This window comes from Bradyrhizobium amphicarpaeae, assembly GCF_002266435.3.
GTDB lineage: Bacteria > Pseudomonadota > Alphaproteobacteria > Rhizobiales > Xanthobacteraceae > Bradyrhizobium > Bradyrhizobium amphicarpaeae.
The window spans coordinates 3,365,323-3,382,263 of the sequence record NZ_CP029426.2 but is presented as its reverse complement, the minus strand read 5'-3'; the positions used below and the strand labels follow the sequence as shown (position 1 = coordinate 3,382,263).

Genomic DNA, 16,941 nt, shown 5'->3' with positions numbered 1-16,941 from the left:
AAATGCCTGCCAACGCGCGCCCGCCGGCGCCGGGACCGACGATCAACCGTCGCGTTCGCCGTTCAACAGCGCGAGCGCGCGCGGCACCTGATCGCGGTCTTCTACCAGCACATATTCCTGCCGCTGCAGGCTGGCGCCGCTCGCGACCACGATCGACCGCTTCGGGCACAGGCCGAAGCATCCGGTCATGACCAGCTTGGCCGGCTTGAGGCCATCAGGCCTCCGCGCCTTCAATTCGGATTTCAGCGCGCGACCGACATCGCGGCCCTCGTCGCTGCGCTTGAGACATTTGCGGCAGACCAGCACCGGCGCCGCGCGCCTGGGGCGCACGAGCATGGGGCTTGCGGATTTCGAGGACTTTTCGGGCATGGAGATCCTGTATGAGACATCAGCTCATATAGGGATGGAACCGCGATCCTGCGGCGCGCGCGAGACATGTTGGTCCGGCGTTTTCGCGGCCCTACTCCCGCGCCCGGCGCAGCGCCTCCTGCAGCTTGATCCGCTGCTTGTCCCAGCGGTCCTGTTCCGCCTCCGCGCGCTCGTCCAGCGCGGCCCGCTCAGCCTCGATCGCCTCCGCCCTGGAATCGTGTTCCCGTCGTGCCTTGTCCAGCACTGCCTCGGCGGCGGCGACCGCCTTGTCGCGGCGGGCGCGCTCTTTGGCGCGGGCGGCCTCCTCCCTGGCGCGCGCAGCCTCTCGCCGCCGCTCCTCCTTCTCGAACGCGGCGGCGGCCTTGCGGGCTGCCTGATCGTCGCTCTTGCCGGATGATTTCTCTGCGGCCCTGGCGGGACGCTTCAAGGATCGCGGCTTGCTCTTCGGCTGTTTCTTGGGTTGTTTCTTAGGTTGTTTCTTGCGCTTGCGTCCGGGCTCGGCGTCGTCATCGACGAGATCGGTCGGCAGCTCCGCGCTTTCGCTGAACGGCTTGTCCGATCCGACCGGACGCCTGAGCACGACGCCCGGCTTCGCCATGGTCGCCGCAACGACATCGGGGTCGTCGGTCTCCTTCGCCGCGCCCTGATGGAACAAATTGGAGCTGGCGCCCCAGGCCTCGAGCGCCGCCTTCATCGAGGGTGCCGCGATAGCCTGGTCATAGAAGCCGAGCGAGGTCTGGTAGGTCTTCAGCTTTCGTTTCGGCTTGGCCGGCATGTCGTCCCGATTGTGATTTCGCTGTGTGTTAGCGGTCGTAGCCCGGATGAGCGAAGCGATATCCGGGGACTTATCCTGCGAGTTATATCCCGGATGTCGCTTCGCTCATCCGGGCTACGAACTACGAACTTCCAATCAGCGCATCATACCCCTTCTCGCTGAACGCCAGCAGACAAAACCCGTGTCCGAACGGATCGGCCAGCATCGCGATCCGCCCATAGGGCGCATCGCGCGCCGGCGCCTCCAGGATCGCGCCGGCGCTGAGCGCACGCGCGACGGCGGCGTCGACATCATCGACGACGACGTCGATATGCACCGGCGTCCAGTGCCGCTCGTAGCGGCGGCGGTCGCCGCCGGCACCGATCGTGCCGGCCGGCTTGGTCAGGAGATAGACCGGCGCGGGCCAGCCGAGCAGCTCGACGAAATCACTCCCGAAGCGGCGGCCGACACTGAGGCCGAACGCGGCGGTGTAGAAGCGCGTGGCTTGCGCGACGTCGGGGACGTCGATGTTGAGGAGAAAGGTCATGGCGGGCTCGTTGCAATTGCGGAACGAACCTAGCTCGGATGGCGCCAAGCGCAATCCGCTGTTTTGCCCGACGCCTCAAGTCGCACGATTCGGCATTGCCGAAATATGCGAGCCTTATCAAGCACATCTCTACTGTGCATGGGGTTGTTTTCGCAGAATCGCTTTTGCCCGGCCTCACCTGTCTCTGAGGCTCAGGATGTAGGCCGACAGCGCGTCGGCCTGCTGCGGCGAGATCACGAGGTTCGGCATGCTCCGGTGGCTGGTCCGCCAGAACACCTTGAGCGACAGCGCGGTGGTGCCGTTGCGGTCGGCGATGGCCTGGAAGCTCGGCGCCTCGTCGAAGAAGCCCGGCATGTGCGGGTCGACGGCATGACAGCTCTCGCACCACGCCTCGGCCAGACGATGCCCCTCGGCCGCAGCTCGCGGGCCGGACCGCGGCGCCCCCGCGGCGGAGTGAATGACGCTCAGCAGAAGCAGCACCGACAACGCGACCAGGATGACGAACCCGAGATAGAGTCGAACGCTGTGAGACATCGCCATCTCCCGTCACTGCTTCGAAGGCACACGAAGCGTAGGTCGCACCGGGCGGCCGAGGTTGATCTGCGTCAAGCAAGCTGCTCGGCTGGCTCACTGCGATCCTCATCGCGCCGCTTCGGTGGTATGGCACCGGCGCTTTCCGCAGCTTTCGCTTGCTTTCCGCGATCCCGCCCCTACGGTCGCGCCGCGAACGAAGCGCTTTGACGAGACAGCCCATGACCGACGCGATGAAATGCCCTGCCTGCAGCTCCGAGCACGCCTATCAGGACCGCGATCTCTGGGTCTGCCCGGAATGCGGCCATGAGTGGAGCGGTGCGGCCGAAGCGGCGGCGGACACCGCGCAGGCGACCGGCGTGCGCGATGCCAACGGCAATGTTCTCACTGACGGCGACAGCGTCATCGTGATCAAGGATCTCAAGATCAAGGGCTCCTCCTCGGTGGTGAAGGGCGGCACCAAGGTGCGCAACATCCGCCTGCAGGACGCCAGCGACGGCCACGACATCGCCTGCAAGATCGACGGCATCGGCGCGATGAACCTGAAGTCGGAGTTCGTGAAGAAGGCTTGAGCCCGCGCCTAACCCTGCCGCTGCGCCAGATAGAATCCGCACAGCACCGTCACGAGTCCTGCGGCCTGCAGCATCGTCGGGGGCTCGCCGAGCAGCAGCCAGCCGGTGAGCAGCGTCAGCGCCGGCACGCAGGCCGGAAACACCGCGGCGCGGGCGACGCCGAGGCGCTGCACCGAGACGGCGTAGAGATAGAGCGCGGCGGGGCCGGCAAGCACGCCCTGCGCCAGCGCCTGGATCGCATTCTCGGTCACGCCCATCGCCGCAACATGGGCGAAGCCGACGGTTGCGACGTAGACCGGCAGCAGCAGCAGCGACAGCACGTTGATCACCAGCGCAGCCGACACCGCCGAGACGCGCCAGTGGCGCAGAGCCGCGCCGAATCCTGCGAACATCAATCCGGTGAGCACGAAGGTCAAATCGCCGAGCACGCCGTCGGCCCCGATATGGCCGATCGATTCCGCGCCGATCACGCCGAGGCCGCCGACGATGACGACCGCGCCGGCAAGGCGCGAGGCGGAGATGTGCTCCTTCAGCACCAACGCCGCGAGCAGGAGGCCGCCGAGCGTCGCGCAGGAGGGCTGGATCACGCTGCCATGGCCGAGCGGCACGAACAGAAAGCCGGTGTAGGAGATCAGCGACATCACGGGGCCGCCGAGCACCATCAGCAAGAGACCCCTGCTCCAGCCGATGCCGCAGAGATCGGAGATGCCGGCGCGGAGCACCAGCGGCAGGAACACGAGTCCCGACCAGACATAGCGATGCACCAGCAGATCGACCGGCGTGAAACCGACCTTGAGGCCATGCCGCGTGGCGGCAAAGCCCAGCGCCCAGAACAGCGCCGCGGCAAGGCCGCACGTGACGCCGAGCAGTGCCGGCGCCGTATCGTGCTGCTGAGAGAGCGCGCCGGCGCCGCTGGTCCGCTGATCCATGGCTTCAAGCCTTATGTCAGCGCCTATATCGGCTCAACCCATGCGGCTGCAGGGCTGGCACGCGGCGGTGATTATCGGGCTTCAGCGCCGCGCCCGACGCCGCTCAGAAAAATCCCGGGCTGAGATCGAGGCCGTAGGTCAGGCTCAGCACGAACACGAACAAGGCGGCGGCGGCGAACAGGGCCGTGTGCTTGAGAATGAACGCACGCGGTGACGCGGTGACGATATCGGCTTTCTGTGCAACGGGCACGATGGCCTCCAATATGATTTCAAAATCGGCCGCAACGATGCGGCGGCCGCATCAAGCGACGCGACGTGCAAAGCAACTGTTAAAGGGATCACGCCTGTTATGAACGGGGATACATCATCGGCACATTCACGCGAACTTGTTCGCGGCCGGATTCTCGATCAGCGCATCGGCGCCAGATCGCGCACGAGGCAGTCCGAACGATCGCCGCACGCGGGTTGCGCAAGCAGCGTCGATTTCGATCATTTGAGGCAGTGGGCTCCGCCTCTTTCGCGGAGCCCAGCTGCCGTTCAAAATGTCAGCTTAGCGCGCAACGCCGACGGTGGCGGTCTTCACCTTGCGAGGGCTGAGCACGTTCACCTGGTGAGCCGAGGCGAGGTTGGTCGGCGCAGCGGTCTGCTGCTCGACATGCGCGGCGCCGAGGACGCGAACCTGCAAGGGCGAGACCGGAAATCCGTTGGTCTCGTAAGTCGGCAACTCGGCGGCGAAAGCCGCAGTGCTGCCCGCGATCGCCAGGATGGCGGCGGCGATCGACAGAGTCTTCTTGTTCATTGTGATGCTCCAGAGTGGAAGAGTCGGAGCATATTTAGGCGCGATTTGCTGCATTGCGACATGCTTTGCTGCATTGCAACAGCGCGTGCGGTGCATGGCGATATGTTTAACGCGTACAAGGCGTTGGCCGAATCACGGCCGGCCGCGACATGACGGTTTTAAGGACGGTGTTCAGCCACCGAGCACACCACCCCGGCCATAGCGCGCCGCCCTATTTCAATGCCGTCGCCAGCGACTGCAGCTTTGCGACGAGATTGATGCCGAGCGCATGGATGATCTCGATGATCGCGAGCGCGATGCCGGCTGCGATCAGGCCGTATTCGATCGCGGTGGCGCCTGATTCATCGGCGAGGAATTCAGCCCATTTGCATTTCAACGTCACAATCGTGTCCTTCCCAACTCTACCGGAACGCCGGCAAGCGAGAAATGCACGACCACAATCCAAGATTGAATAAACCCGATCGCTTCAAGTTGACGACAATGAACACTGCTTCTGCTCGAGATTTCCCTCGAAAACGGCTGTGGAACCCGCGTTGCACCTTGGCAACACCCCCGCGAAAAGCCCGATTTCGCCGAATTACGCCATTGCGCCGCCACACGGTCCTCCGAACAATCGAGGCGCTGCGTGCCTTTCCGTGCAAGACTGTTTTGCATCATGACTGTTCCGACAGAGCGTGTCCGAACAGAACCGTTTGGAGGCAGGGATCATGAACGATCGGCGGTCTCTTCTGGTGGCGGTCGCGTGCCCCTCGGCCGTTGTCGCCGGCTGGCTGGCGCTCTCCCTTTCCGCCTATGCCCCTGCCCTCATCGAGAACAGCGGCGCCAATGCGGCTGCCGTGTCCCGCGCCAAAGATCTCAGCCGGCTCGACCTCGCCGACGTGCCGCGCGCTGCGACGATCGAGGACGGTATCGCCTTGACCGCCGACATCGCGGCTGCCATCGCCGTGGCACCGGCTCCGACGATCACTGAAACGGTGCCCGAGCCGCCCGCCATCAAGCTCGCCTCGGCCGATCCGGCGCTGATCCTGCCTGCGGAGACGCCGCCCGCGCCGCAGATCTCGCCTGAACCAGAGCCCGTCGTCAGTGAGGCTTCCCCGGTTGAAGCGCCCGCGACGGTCAAGCTCGCCTCTGCCGATCCCACCGAGATCGTGACGACGGACGAACTGTCGCCCGCGGCGATCGCGACCGGCCCCGTCACACCTGTGAGCAAGGCATCACCGCCGGCCGACACCGTCGCCGTGCTCGACGAATGCTTCGTCATGGATGCCTGCATCGACCGCTATCTCTGGGCGCTCTATCAGCGCACCGCAAAAGAGGACTCGATCAAGGTCCAGGAGCGCCGCGCCGTCACCGTCAAGCGCAAGGGCAAGACGATCACGGTGATGCGCAGCTTCACCAAGCTGGTCGACGAGGATTTCGGCTGGAAGGATCCGAAGGCGGCCGAGCATGCCGGCATGTCGATGATGGACTACGTCATCGGCGGCATGGACAAGAGCTTCAAGCAGAAGCTGTTCCGCACGCTGCTCGCCGCGGAGGCCGCCGGCCTCTCGCCCGGCATCACCAGCGCGTTCCGCGACGATTATCGCCAGTCGATCGCAAGCGGCCTGAAGGCCGCCTCCGACCGCTCCTATCACGGCGGCAGCACGCGCGGCGGCTACGGCCACGGCATGGCGGCGGACATCGTCAGCACCCAGGGCAATAATCGGGCGCAGCGCTGGGTCTCGACTGAAATCCTCTGGAAGTGGGTCGACGCCAATGCCAAGGCGTACGGCATCGGCCGGCCCTATCTCGGCCGCGATCCGCCGCATGTCGGCCCGGTCGACGGCGCCGAATACATCTCAAAGCGTGGCACGAGTGAACGTAAGGACGTCGCCAGAGCCAAACCGAAGACGTCGCGGGCTGTCGCGAGCGCCAAGCCGCCAAAGGCCCAAAAGGCGCAAGCCGCGCGCGAGCAGAAGAGCCCGGCCAAGCCACAGAAATCGGCGCAATCGACCGGCAAGCGCGCAACCTGAGGACGTCAAGGTCTACGTCCCGGCGTCGGCAGCGGCACCAGCCGCATCTCGGCCGTGCCGGCTTCTTGCGTGCGCGTGAGCACCGCAAAGATGGTTTCGACCGCAAGCCGCACCGCAGCCTCGATCGCCTCGCCCTTGGCCAGATGCGCGGCGATCAGGCCGGTCAGAAGATCGCCGGTGCCATAAGGGCGGATCGGCAGGCACGGCGTCGCAAAGCGCGACAACTGCCCCGCGGCGCACAGGATCGTCTCAACTTGCCCTGCCGGGGTATCAGCGAGCGTGCAACCGGTCGCGACCACGTCGATGCGGCCGGTCCCCGCCAGCGCCGCACACGCCGCACGCAGGTCTTGCGCATCCGCGATCGTGAGGCCTGAGAGCAGCTCGAGCTCGAACTGGTTCGGCGTGGTGAGGCTGGCTGCCGGCAGCAGCCGGTGCCGGACCACATCCAGGATACCGTCGGCGACATAGACGCGGCCGTCGTCGCCGATCACGGGATCGCAGAGATAGACGAGCCTGGAATTCCGCGTGAGCGCCCGCTCGACGAAATCGGCGATCACCGCGGCGTTGCCCGGCGAGCCGAGATAGCCGGTCACGAGCACGGCGGCCTCGTCGACGAGCCCGCGCTCCTCGACGCCCCTGAGAAGATCGGCAACGAGCTCGGTCTCCAGCACCCGCCCGCGCAGGCTCGGATAGCGCGGATGGTTGGACAGCAGCGTCGTCGGCACCGCCGCAACGTTCACGCCTTCCGCCTGAATGGCATAGGCGGCCGCGCTGTTGCCGACATGGCCGTGGACCACCTGGCTTTGGATGGAGATGACGAGCATGGAAGTGGTCCGTAAGGAGAAACATCAGGCGATGCAAGAGTAGCCTGTACCGGCCCCGGGAGCACGCGGCGCCCGCACGTCAGCGGCGCGCCAGCTCGCCGAGGTAAGCGCAGAACATGTCGGCCAGCCCCTCGGCATGACGAGCGATCTCGGCCTCACTGCGCGGCGTCTCCGAAAACCGCTTGCCGACTTCGCTCAGCGTCGTCTTGATCAGCTCGCCGGCAAGCGCACGGGTTGCCCCCGGGGCTTTGGGTAGCGCTTCCCGCATGAACGCCGCGATGATCCCCGCACCGGCGGCCCGCGCGTCCTGCGCCTCGGGCGCGTCGCGATAGAGCGGCGCGGCATCGCTGAGCGCGCCGCGGATCGCGGCCTCCTCGCACTCGGACAGAATGAAGGCATGGACCAGCGCGCGCAGCCGCACCGGCGGCGGCTTCGCCCGCTCTTCGAGGATGCCGCGCAGCAGCTCGCTCGTGCGCCGCCACTCGTCGCTCTGGAGACGGAACAGGATCGCGGTCTTGTTCGGAAAATATTGATAGAGCGATCCAACGCTGACCCCGGCCCGCTCCGCCACCCGCGCCGTGGTGAAACGCTGCGCGCCCTCCTTCGTCAGGACCTGAACGGCTGCATCGAGAATAGCTGCGACAAGCTCATTGGAGCGCGCCTGTTGCGGCTGTTTTCGTGAAGAAATTGAACGGCTTCGACGCTCGGCCATGGCTCACCTGGCGAATGCGAATAGGAAATGCGACGAATTAGTCGTATTTGACTCGGCACGCAAGCACGCGTTTTTCGTCCACTCCGGAGACCTCATATGACCATTCCGACCATCACATCGCTTGCGCCGTTTCTAGAGCGCTTGTTCGACGAAACCGACGCAGCGAACAACGCAACGCTGGCAGGCTTCACAGATTTCTCCGATGCCGATCGTGCGCGCTTGATGCTCAGCAAGACCGACTATCGCGACCTCTACGGACGCCTCAAGGACGCACCGCTCGCGGTGTCGCGCGAGACGGGCCAGTTGCTCTACATGCTGACCCGCAGCTCCCGGGCCACGGAAATCGTCGAGTTCGGCACATCGTTCGGCATCTCGACACTGCACCTTGCCGCAGGCCTGCGCGACAATGGTGGCGGCCGTCTGATCACCAGCGAGTTCGAGCCGTCCAAGGCGGCGCGGGCACGGCAAAACCTCATTGCCGGCGGCCTGATCGATCTCGTCGAAATCCGTGAAGGCGACGCGCTGCAAACCCTCAGCGTCGACCTGCCCGATACGATCGATCTCGTGCTGCTCGATGGCGCCAAGGCACTCTATCCGGAGATCCTGGACCTGCTCGAAGGCCATCTCGGCGCGGGCGCGATCATCGTCGCCGACAATGCCGACGACAGCCCGGACTACCTGGCGCGTGTGCGCGCAGTCGGCAGTGGTTACATGTCCACCCCCTTTGCCGAAGACGTCGAACTCTCCGTGCGGATCAGTTGAAACCGCACGGCCCGTCTTCCAGCCGGTGTCGCAGCTTCGTCACTTACGAATGATATTCGCTCACGGCGAAGAGTCTGTTCATGACTGACCGTGGCTGTCGCGCTGCATCTTTCACCCGCTGAGAGACTCATGTCCCCCGTTTTCAATGCCTACGCGGCACTCGCGCTCGCCATCGTGTTCGAGGTCACCGCGTCGGCGTTGTTGCAGCAGTCGGCGCAGTTCACCCGTCCGTGGCCGACATTGGGGATGGTCCTGCTCTACGTAGCCTCGTTCTATGCACTGTCGGTAGCGATCCGGGTCGTCCCGTTGAGCATCGCCTATGCGATCTGGGGTGGGGTCGGCATCATCCTGACCGCCACCGTGTCCTTCGTGCTGTTCCGCCAGATACTGGACGCCGCAGCCTTCGTCGGCATTGGCCTGATCGTATCAGGTGTCGTCGTCATCAACCTGTTCTCGGAGACCACGGTGCGTTGACGCCGGGGAGCCGGCACACCGGCTATTGGCTTTGCACGGGCTTTGCAGGGCGCGCTGCGGATCGCGCGGGTTTCTTGGGCCTGACCGCTGCGCGCGGCGGCGGCTCGTCAACCGACTGCAGATAAGAGGCGAGTGCCTTGGCCGAGTCGGAACTGGTCGCGTAGTGATCCTTGAGGAACCAGGCCAGAGTCAGGCTGAAGCGCCCCTTGGCAAGGCCGCGCGGGCTGCGATGGCAGGTCGCGCAGCCGTCAGCGAACAGCTTTGCGGGCGGCTTGCCGGCGTCGAGATTTTGCGCGGTGGCAACCGTCGCCGTCAGAACGGCGGCGGCTGCAACAATCATCACGGGCACGATCAGAACGCGCCCCGGTCGAAACAGCGATGTCAAATGCCGTCCCCTCGCCCGCCTTTGGGTCACGCCGCCAACAGCTGATCGAACTCCGGTGGCGCGTAGGCCTTGCCGTCCTGGTCGGTGATGACGACCTGCCACCCCTCGCTCGCCCACACCTTCGCCTTCGCCACGATGAGCAGCCGGCTCTCGCGGGCGAAACTGTACTTCGCGTTGTCGCGTTCTGCGATCATTTTGTAGGCCAATTCGCATCCCCTTGCGTCGCCCTGCACCCGGCCTCCTCGTGGCAGCGGGCTTTGGCGGCAATTCGCCGGGAGCGTGGCAATTTGGTGCCATCCGCAGGCATGGCGCCGATGATCGGCGCTGGCGATCGGTGTCGATGGAACCGATGGTCCCGTCTCCAAAGCCCCTAGTGCACGCGGATGACGTGCGGGCGGCCGAGATCGATCAGCCCCTGCACCGCTGAGAGGCGGTCGTCGAGGGCTGCGATGGTGAGCAGCAGGTTGTTGCGGCGCTCGTCGAGCATGCCCATCTCGGCGCCGCTGAGCTTGGCACCCATCCGTTCCTTGTGGATCCTTTCGAGGGATTCGCGCAGCCCCGCAATCAGGCCGCTCAGCTGCCTGGCCTCCTTCGTCATGGAACGCTTCGCGACATTTTGACGGCGCGTCTCCGCCTGGCTCTGTTTCATGTCATCCTCCCGTGCCCCGCTGCCCCGAGTGGATACTTACAGCTTTGGGTAGACATGTTACGATCGACGAAATCTGCTCACGAACAACTATCTTAAATTGTAAAAGCCTGGGCACGGCGAAGAAAAAGCCCGGCACCGGGGCCGGGCTTTGCTTTGCGGTGCTTTGCAATGCTAGTGCCGCTGATGTCCGCCACCGGGGCCGCCCGCCGGAGCGGCGCCACGCGGGGCCGCATTGATATGCGGGGCACCACCCCCGCCGCCGTGCGGCATTGCAGGCGCGGCGGCGCGCGGCGCCGGCATCTGCGCACGGGCATTCATCGGCGAACCATGGCTCACGTTCGGCTGGGCGACATGCGGCATCGCCGGACGGGCTGGAGGCGCGGCCGATACGCGGGGCGCTTCATGCGCGCGGGCCATCGGCTGCGCACGCACCGGAGCGCGGGTCGCCGCTCGCTCGTGCATCATGCGCGCCTGTGCATCGCGCGGATTGCGGGTCTGTACGTTGGTCCGCTCATGCGCGATACGCTCGCTTCGTCCAGCGCGGGTCCGGTCGGGCGTAACAGCAGCGTCGCGCTTCGCGATCGCAGCGTCGCGCCTTGCGATCGCCGCGTCGCGCTGTGTGGTCGCGGCGTCACGCCTTGAAGTCGCGGCGGTACCCTTGCCGTGCACGCCGTCGCGCCCCAATGCGATTGCGGCATCGCCCGTCGCCGCCCGGCCGATGCGAGCCGCACGCGGATCAAGCGTCATCCGCGTCGCAACGCGCTCGTGCGAGGTCCAGTAGTTATTCCAGTAAGCGTGGCGGCGATAGAAGGGACGCCCTTCATAATAGTTCGACCAGTACGACGTCAGCACGAAGGGAGCGACGGGAACGTCGATCTCATCGACATAGTCCGGCAAATAGACGTACTGATTGCGATAGAGATATTCGAGATATTGCGACGACACCCAGCCGCGATCGTCGGAAAAGCTGACGTCGCACCAGGCATTGCCGCGCAGGCAGCCATGGATGTTGACGCGGGCGCCCTCGGGGACCCGGTCGACGAGCGGAAAACCCGGCCCCGGCCCGGCGCGCAGGCCTGTCGAGACGGTGACGATGCCCGGAGCGGCCAGCGCGGCCGTCGGGACCAGCAACAATGCTGCAACTAAAGCGGTTCTGAACTTCATGGCGCAGTCCTCCTTTGAGAGGCGGAACGCGCCAGCACAACAGGCGTTCCCAGTACGGCGCGCCGTCTATCGAAAGATCGAGATGTACGCACGTGGGCGGTTCGATATTCATCCGCCGTTCATCGGCGCACCGCGTATGGCGCGCTGAAGGACCGTCAGTTGACCTGCAACATGAACGCGTCGAAGTACGATGCAAGCCCGGCAAAGTCGGAAAGTGGCAGCACGTTCGCGACATACTGGTCCGGCCGCACCACGACCACGCAGCCGGCTTTCCGATCGATGCCGCGCATCGTGAAAATGTCCTGACCGCTCTTGAGGTCAGGACAGAACATCTTTTCGTAGTCGCGCAAGCCATAGCGCCCCTTGCGCGGGAGCAGCAGCGACGGCATCGCCGCGACGGCGAGCTCGCGATGATTTTGCTGGAAGACCGCCCGCAAATCGATCACGCTGTCGATGTCGGCGCCGACGCGGGTGTATCGTCTCACCGGAGACTCCCTTGCTTCGGTGAGGAAGGTGCACAGCGCGCGAATGGCGGAGCCTGCGGCCGCAGGATCTTCCGCAGGCGAAAACGCATAGATCCGGAAGCGGCCATCAGCCTGCGCGGCGTGGCCGAGATGAATCGGCTTGGCATCCGCCAGCCGGATCACCGGTGCGGAGTGGAAGCGTTTGCCGATAACGAAGCCATGCGCGAGATGCTGATGCGAGGCTGCACCGGTGAGAATCGATGGCATGTAATGCGTCGCCGTGCCCGCGGTGTAGCGGCCGTGCCTGACGAAATAGTCCTGCGTCCTGGCTGCGTCGGCGCCGCCCGCTTTTGCTGACGACGCCAAAATCCCCGCCCACTCGCGATCGAAATCGATCAGCTCTTTCGCAACCGCCTGGCGCTCCGCCGAATAGGAATGCAGCAGGTGTGGGGCGCACCGCTTTCGCAGGACGGCGGCAAGTTTCCAGCCCAGATTGAATGCGTCCTGCATCGAGACGTTCATGCCCTGCCCGGCCTTGGGGCTGTGGGTATGGCAGGCATCGCCGGCGATGAAGATACGTGGCAGGCGCGATGCGATCTCGGCCTCCGGCACGTCGTCGAACTTGTCAGTGAGACGCTGGCCGATCTCATAGACCGACCACCAGGCGATCTCCTTCACCTCCAGCGTATGCGGCTTCAGGATGCGCTGGGCTTTCGCAATCACATCGTCGGAGGTGATGTTGCGGTTGGCGACGCGCTCGCCGACCTCGAGCTTGGCGAGTTCGACATAGATGCGGACCATGTAGCCGCCCTCACGCGGAATGATCAGCAGGCTGCCGTCCCTCGCCGACTGGATCAGGGACTTGAAGCGGATGTCCGGAAAATCGGTCACCGCCAGCACGTCCATCACGCCCCAGGCGTGGTTGGCGGAATCGCCGTGCAGCTCCCGCCCGATCGACTTGCGCACCATGCTGCGCGCACCGTCGCAGCCGACGACATAGCGCGCCTTGATCGTTTCGACCTTCCCTTCGTTCGCAGCGTCGAGGCGCTCCAGGCGCACGGTCACGGCGTGATCGTCGGGCCCCGCGGCCGGATCGACCTGAAGGTCGACCAGCCGGCGGCTGTAATGAGGTTCGAGCTTGGCCGGCGATTTCCGCATCACGTCGAGAAAGCCGTCATGGATGCGCGCCTGGTTGAGGATGACATGCGGGAATTCGGACAGCCCGTCCTCGACGTCCTGCACCCTTCCGCTGCGGACGATGGTCTCGGGCTGCCGCTCGTCCGGCTTCCAGAACGTCGTCTCGTTGACCCAATAGGCCTCCTTCAGCACGCGCTCGCTGAAGCCGTAGGCGTGAAACATTTCCACGGTGCGGCAGGCGATGCCGTCGGCCTGCCCGACCAGCAGGCGATCCGGCTTCTGCTCGACGATGCAGATCTTGATATCGGGGAATTGCGCGAGTTGGGCGGCGAGCGTGAGGCCCGCAGGGCCACAGCCGACGATGAGGACATCGACCTCGTCAGGCACGGCGCCCGCCGCGCCCGGGGCGTGAACGCGCTCGGCGGGGTCGGCGATCTCAGGGTCGCCCGGCTGAAATCCATTCAGATGGAATTGCATGCGCCGCTCCCGTCAACTCTCTGTTTTGATATTGCTCAGTATGCTGACTATCAGTATACTTGTCAACGACGTCGCACTTCCCGGCTCCGAAGGAGAATTCGGTGAAAGACAACAACGACATGCCCGGGCATCTGGCGCGCCGGTTCCAACAGATCGCCGTTGCCGTGTTCCTGGCCGAGGTCGCGGATGCCGGCTTCGACCTCACGCCGGTGCAATACGCCGCGCTCGCGACCATCAAGGCCAATCCGGGGCTCGACCAGGTGACGCTCGCAGGCTTGATCGCCTATGACCGAACTACCATCACCGGCGTGATCGATCGCCTCGTGCAGAAGGGCCTGGCCGAGCGCCGCGCCTCTAGCCGCGATCGCCGCGCCCGCGAGCTCGAGATCACCGACGAGGGCCGGCGCACGCTGCGCAAGATCACGCCGGCCGTGGAATCGGCCCAGCGCATCCTGCTGCGCGGCCTCAGCACGAAAGAAGGCGAGGAATTGATGCGGCTGCTGCGCAAGGCGATTGCCGCGGGCAACGATCTGAGCCGCGCGCCACTGCGCGACGTGCAGGCATGATCGGGTATTCCTGTACGTAATTGTCGCAGGCTTACGAAACCCGGAACTAACCTTCAGCTGCTACGCTCGGCAACATTCTGCGCTTAACGCGCAATTAACTTTGCCGGTTCGGGAGATCAAGATGTTCAGGTTCGTCATTGCGGCAGCGGCCATCGCGCTCTCGACTGGCTTTGCGCTCGCAAACGGCCATGGCGGCGGCGAAGCCGCGCCTGCGCCCAAGCCCGAGGCGGCGATCGCGCCGGCGAAGGTGATCATCACCAAGCAGGGTCCCAAGCTCGTCGATCTCAAGGGCATGACGCTCTATTATTACGAGCGCGACACCACTGGAAAGACGTCGAACTGCAACGGCAAATGTACCGAGAGCTGGGTGCCTCTGCCAGCAACGGCCGACGCCAAGGCGGTCGGCGACTTCACCGTGATCAGCCGCAACGACGGCAGCAAGATGTGGGCGTACCGCTATCGCCCGCTCTACACCTCCCCCGCCGACAAGACGCCAGGTGAAGCCAACGGCACCGCAACCACGTTGCAATGGCGCATTGCCCGGCCTGAGGAATAGAGCGACATCAGACCGCACCAGGGCGCGCCGGAGCCTTCCTCACCCGCGCCAGCTTCCGCCCGCCTCGGCCTGCGCGCTCTGTCCCGGCGGCAGCACCACGACCGTCGAATTGAGCTTCACCCGGTCGTAGAGATCGATCACGTCCTCGTTGCGCATCCGGATGCAGCCGGACGAGATCGCCTGCCCGATATATTCCGGCTGGTTGGTTCCGTGGATGCGGTAGAGCGTGTCCTTGTTACCGGAATAAAGATAGATGCCACGCGCGCCCAAGGGATTGGCGGGACCGCCGGGAACGCGTGCCGGATATGGTCCGAGCCGCGCCTGGATATCTGCCGTCGGAACCCAGTCCGGCCATTCCGCCAGACGGCCGACCCGCGCGACGCCGGAGAACGCCATGGCTTCCTCGCCGACCGCAACCCCGTAGCGGATCGCCTTGCCCTCGGGCAGCACGTAATAGAGATAGCGCGCGTCGGTATCGACCAGGATGGCGCCCGGCTGCTCCTTGCGCTGGTAGTCGACGACGTGACGGAGAAATTGCTCGGGCACGTTCGCTTGCGCGTAAGGCGCATGCGAGAGCAACTGCCGGTCGCGCGGCGTCATGCTCGCGTCGGTCGACGGCGAGAGTGTGGTCTGCATGCAGCCGCCCAGCGGCAGCAAGGCAACAGCGAGTAGAGCGATCAGAAATCTTGGCACCGCCGGCCCCCGATAGCGGATAGCAGCGCCCCCAGCGTTTCCAGATGCCGCCAAAATCGTGCTGAAAACAAGGCCCTGCGGAACACTTGCGCGTGTTCGACAAGGTGAGTTCCATCACCACAAACGGCGGAAGAGCGTCGCATCATCTCCATCCCCTCGCCTTGCTTTGGTCAAACCCGGCTGGACTCGTGCGTCATCGAGCGAGGCTCGTCCGATCGGGATGGGCTCACATCAATCAATCGGCTCGCGCCAATGCGGACGACCAGTATTTCAAACGCCCGGATTTTAAGCACCGGGCTTCAGAGGAGCTGCGATGCTCGCGACGCTGAACCCCAAGCAAATCGTCGATGAGATCGTGAAGGACACGGTCAAGGACAACGATCCGCACGACGCGATTCAGATTTCGCCCGCCATCGTGCTGGCTTCGCGTCCCGTCAGCGTTGCGCCCGCGCTGGCACCTGACATCGCGACCCGTCCGGAGCCGAAATTCGTGCCGGAGCCGAAAGCCTCGTTCGAGCGCAAAATCTCTCTGGAGCCCAGGTTCAGTCCTATCTCGGAGTTGCAGGCGGCCCCCCCGCCCTCTGTCGACACCGCCGTCCGCGTCGCCGCGAGCGATGGTGCCGGTCCGCGGAAGCGATCCGCCGCCGGCAAGTGGCTGCGCGGCGCTTTCGTCACGTTTCTTTTTGCGGGCGGCAGTGCGGCCGCAACGATCGTCTGGGCGCAACATGGCGACGCCGCCAAGCAGATGCTCGCCGAATGGACACCGGCCTTGGCGTCGCTGCTGCCGTTGACATCGCAGACCGCGCCGGTCGCTACCGCGCAGGCCGCACCGCCCACGGAGCAGGCTGCAACCGATCAAACGGCCGATCAATCTGCGACGCCGCCCGCAGTCCAGGTCGCCGCAGTTGCGCCTGCAGCGACGCAGCCCGATGCAGCGCAGTCGGTGCAAGCGATGACGCACGATCTCGCCGCGATGGCGCAGCAGATCGAAGCGCTCAAAGCTGAGATCGCCGGGTTGAAGGCCGGACAGGAGCAGATGGCGCGCGAGATGGCAAAACCGCCCGCGCCGAAGCCAACAGCTGAGGTCAAGCCGGTCGATCCGCGCGCGCGCACCGCTGCGCTCCCTCCGCGGGCTCCGTCACCACCGCCGGTTCGCAAACCGAAACCGGTCGTGTCGCACACCTACGTGCCGGCCTATTCGCCCGCGCCGCTCGCGCCACCGCCGTCGCAAGCTGCCGCGGTCCCGCCGCCGGTCGCACCTGTCACCACGACCCAAGCCGTCGCCGATGACGACGGGCCAATCGTGCGTCCGCCGATGCCGTTGCGCTAAGACTGAGACCACGCACAACAGCACGGCGCGCTGCGACAACGTCGCATAGGCTGTCCTGGTCGATGTGATGCGTTGAGTCCGGGAAATTACGGAAGGCGATTTTCCTCGCTCAAGAGAAAAGGCCGTCGGGATCTATGCCGGCGGCCTTCTCTTGCAGCTGCCGGTTCCCGGAGCCCGGTTCTGCTGCAATTCCATGCCTCATGATCGCGTCGACATGTTTAATAAAATGTTACCC

Annotated in this window: 23 protein-coding genes; 7 read left to right on the top strand and 16 right to left on the bottom strand. The window is 65.0% G+C overall.

What is annotated here, in order from left to right:
* Nucleotides 1-42: 42 nt before the first annotated feature.
* The 4 genes from CIT40_RS15630 to CIT40_RS15615 form a co-directional block, all read right to left on the bottom strand.
* The gene (locus CIT40_RS15630; RefSeq protein ID WP_094896842.1) at nucleotides 43-369 is read right to left on the bottom strand and encodes a non-ribosomal peptide synthetase family protein; all 327 of its coding nucleotides are present in this window, start codon (nucleotides 367-369) and stop codon (nucleotides 43-45) included.
* Between the two features lie 91 nt (nucleotides 370-460).
* Nucleotides 461-1,144, bottom strand: coding sequence for a cell envelope biogenesis protein TolA (locus CIT40_RS15625; RefSeq protein ID WP_094896841.1), 684 nt, complete (start codon nucleotides 1,142-1,144; stop codon nucleotides 461-463).
* Between the two features lie 121 nt (nucleotides 1,145-1,265).
* Nucleotides 1,266-1,670 carry a VOC family protein gene (locus CIT40_RS15620; protein WP_094896840.1) on the bottom strand — a complete coding sequence of 135 codons (405 nt, stop codon included), beginning with the start codon at nucleotides 1,668-1,670 and terminating at the stop codon, nucleotides 1,266-1,268.
* Nucleotides 1,671-1,844: 174 nt separating this feature from the next.
* Nucleotides 1,845-2,204, bottom strand: a complete 360-nt coding sequence (locus CIT40_RS15615; protein ID WP_094897074.1) for a c-type cytochrome — start codon at nucleotides 2,202-2,204, stop codon at nucleotides 1,845-1,847.
* A gap of 218 nt (nucleotides 2,205-2,422) precedes the next feature.
* Here CIT40_RS15615 and CIT40_RS15610 point away from each other — a divergent pair, with 218 nt between their 5' ends.
* On the top strand, nucleotides 2,423-2,773 hold the full coding sequence (locus CIT40_RS15610) for a zinc ribbon domain-containing protein YjdM (RefSeq protein ID WP_094896839.1): 351 nt from the start codon (nucleotides 2,423-2,425) through the stop codon (nucleotides 2,771-2,773).
* Between the two features lie 8 nt (nucleotides 2,774-2,781).
* Here CIT40_RS15610 and CIT40_RS15605 read toward each other — a convergent pair whose 3' ends face one another.
* The 4 genes from CIT40_RS15605 to CIT40_RS15590 form a co-directional block, all read right to left on the bottom strand.
* The gene (locus CIT40_RS15605; protein WP_094896838.1) at nucleotides 2,782-3,702 is read right to left on the bottom strand and encodes a DMT family transporter; all 921 of its coding nucleotides are present in this window, start codon (nucleotides 3,700-3,702) and stop codon (nucleotides 2,782-2,784) included.
* A 103-nt stretch (nucleotides 3,703-3,805) separates the two neighbouring features.
* On the bottom strand, nucleotides 3,806-3,952 hold the full coding sequence (locus CIT40_RS15600; RefSeq protein ID WP_167443350.1) for a hypothetical protein: 147 nt from the start codon (nucleotides 3,950-3,952) through the stop codon (nucleotides 3,806-3,808).
* A 300-nt stretch (nucleotides 3,953-4,252) separates the two neighbouring features.
* Nucleotides 4,253-4,501 (bottom strand): hypothetical protein, encoded by a 249-nt coding sequence (locus CIT40_RS15595; RefSeq protein WP_094896837.1) that lies wholly within the window; start codon nucleotides 4,499-4,501, stop codon nucleotides 4,253-4,255.
* A gap of 211 nt (nucleotides 4,502-4,712) precedes the next feature.
* Complete coding sequence (locus tag CIT40_RS15590; protein WP_094896836.1) at nucleotides 4,713-4,883, bottom strand: Flp family type IVb pilin; 171 nt, start codon at nucleotides 4,881-4,883, stop codon at nucleotides 4,713-4,715.
* A gap of 325 nt (nucleotides 4,884-5,208) precedes the next feature.
* Between CIT40_RS15590 and CIT40_RS15585 the strand changes: the two genes are divergently transcribed.
* Nucleotides 5,209-6,513: a hypothetical protein gene (locus tag CIT40_RS15585; RefSeq protein ID WP_094896835.1), complete on the top strand. Its 1,305-nt coding sequence runs from the start codon at nucleotides 5,209-5,211 to the stop codon at nucleotides 6,511-6,513.
* 5 nt (nucleotides 6,514-6,518) lie between these two features.
* Here the strand turns inward: CIT40_RS15585 and pdxY are convergent, their stop codons facing one another.
* Complete coding sequence (gene pdxY / locus CIT40_RS15580; protein WP_094896834.1) at nucleotides 6,519-7,337, bottom strand: pyridoxal kinase; 819 nt, start codon at nucleotides 7,335-7,337, stop codon at nucleotides 6,519-6,521.
* 79 nt (nucleotides 7,338-7,416) lie between these two features.
* Nucleotides 7,417-8,049, bottom strand: a complete 633-nt coding sequence (locus CIT40_RS15575) for a TetR/AcrR family transcriptional regulator (RefSeq protein WP_094896833.1) — start codon at nucleotides 8,047-8,049, stop codon at nucleotides 7,417-7,419.
* Nucleotides 8,050-8,145: 96 nt separating this feature from the next.
* Here CIT40_RS15575 and CIT40_RS15570 point away from each other — a divergent pair, with 96 nt between their 5' ends.
* Together CIT40_RS15570 and CIT40_RS15565 are read left to right on the top strand one after the other, a co-directional pair.
* Complete coding sequence (locus CIT40_RS15570; RefSeq protein WP_094896832.1) at nucleotides 8,146-8,811, top strand: O-methyltransferase; 666 nt, start codon at nucleotides 8,146-8,148, stop codon at nucleotides 8,809-8,811.
* Nucleotides 8,812-8,940: 129 nt separating this feature from the next.
* Nucleotides 8,941-9,285, top strand: a complete 345-nt coding sequence (locus CIT40_RS15565) for a DMT family transporter (protein ID WP_094896831.1) — start codon at nucleotides 8,941-8,943, stop codon at nucleotides 9,283-9,285.
* A 22-nt stretch (nucleotides 9,286-9,307) separates the two neighbouring features.
* On the opposite strand, the gene CIT40_RS15560 is transcribed toward CIT40_RS15565, so the two are convergent.
* The 5 genes from CIT40_RS15560 to CIT40_RS15540 form a co-directional block, all read right to left on the bottom strand.
* On the bottom strand, nucleotides 9,308-9,625 hold the full coding sequence (locus tag CIT40_RS15560) for a hypothetical protein (protein WP_094896830.1): 318 nt from the start codon (nucleotides 9,623-9,625) through the stop codon (nucleotides 9,308-9,310).
* Nucleotides 9,626-9,696: 71 nt separating this feature from the next.
* A complete protein-coding gene (locus tag CIT40_RS15555; protein WP_162307510.1) occupies nucleotides 9,697-9,903 on the bottom strand; it encodes a hypothetical protein in 207 nt (68 codons plus the stop codon).
* A 137-nt stretch (nucleotides 9,904-10,040) separates the two neighbouring features.
* Complete coding sequence (locus CIT40_RS15550) at nucleotides 10,041-10,319, bottom strand: hypothetical protein (RefSeq protein ID WP_094896829.1); 279 nt, start codon at nucleotides 10,317-10,319, stop codon at nucleotides 10,041-10,043.
* 171 nt (nucleotides 10,320-10,490) lie between these two features.
* Nucleotides 10,491-11,483, bottom strand: a complete 993-nt coding sequence (locus CIT40_RS15545; RefSeq protein WP_094896828.1) for an SH3 domain-containing protein — start codon at nucleotides 11,481-11,483, stop codon at nucleotides 10,491-10,493.
* Between the two features lie 155 nt (nucleotides 11,484-11,638).
* Entirely contained in the window at nucleotides 11,639-13,561 is a 1,923-nt protein-coding gene (locus CIT40_RS15540; protein WP_094896827.1) for an FAD-binding monooxygenase, read from the bottom strand.
* Nucleotides 13,562-13,662: 101 nt separating this feature from the next.
* Here CIT40_RS15540 and CIT40_RS15535 point away from each other — a divergent pair, with 101 nt between their 5' ends.
* Together CIT40_RS15535 and CIT40_RS15530 are read left to right on the top strand one after the other, a co-directional pair.
* The gene (locus CIT40_RS15535; protein WP_094897068.1) at nucleotides 13,663-14,127 is read left to right on the top strand and encodes a MarR family winged helix-turn-helix transcriptional regulator; all 465 of its coding nucleotides are present in this window, start codon (nucleotides 13,663-13,665) and stop codon (nucleotides 14,125-14,127) included.
* A gap of 121 nt (nucleotides 14,128-14,248) precedes the next feature.
* The gene (locus CIT40_RS15530; protein ID WP_094897065.1) at nucleotides 14,249-14,683 is read left to right on the top strand and encodes a COG4315 family predicted lipoprotein; all 435 of its coding nucleotides are present in this window, start codon (nucleotides 14,249-14,251) and stop codon (nucleotides 14,681-14,683) included.
* Between the two features lie 39 nt (nucleotides 14,684-14,722).
* Here CIT40_RS15530 and CIT40_RS15525 read toward each other — a convergent pair whose 3' ends face one another.
* Complete coding sequence (locus CIT40_RS15525; RefSeq protein ID WP_167443349.1) at nucleotides 14,723-15,319, bottom strand: L,D-transpeptidase; 597 nt, start codon at nucleotides 15,317-15,319, stop codon at nucleotides 14,723-14,725.
* A gap of 370 nt (nucleotides 15,320-15,689) precedes the next feature.
* Here CIT40_RS15525 and CIT40_RS15520 point away from each other — a divergent pair, with 370 nt between their 5' ends.
* Nucleotides 15,690-16,706: a hypothetical protein gene (locus CIT40_RS15520; protein WP_094896825.1), complete on the top strand. Its 1,017-nt coding sequence runs from the start codon at nucleotides 15,690-15,692 to the stop codon at nucleotides 16,704-16,706.
* Nucleotides 16,707-16,941 lie beyond the last annotated feature (235 nt).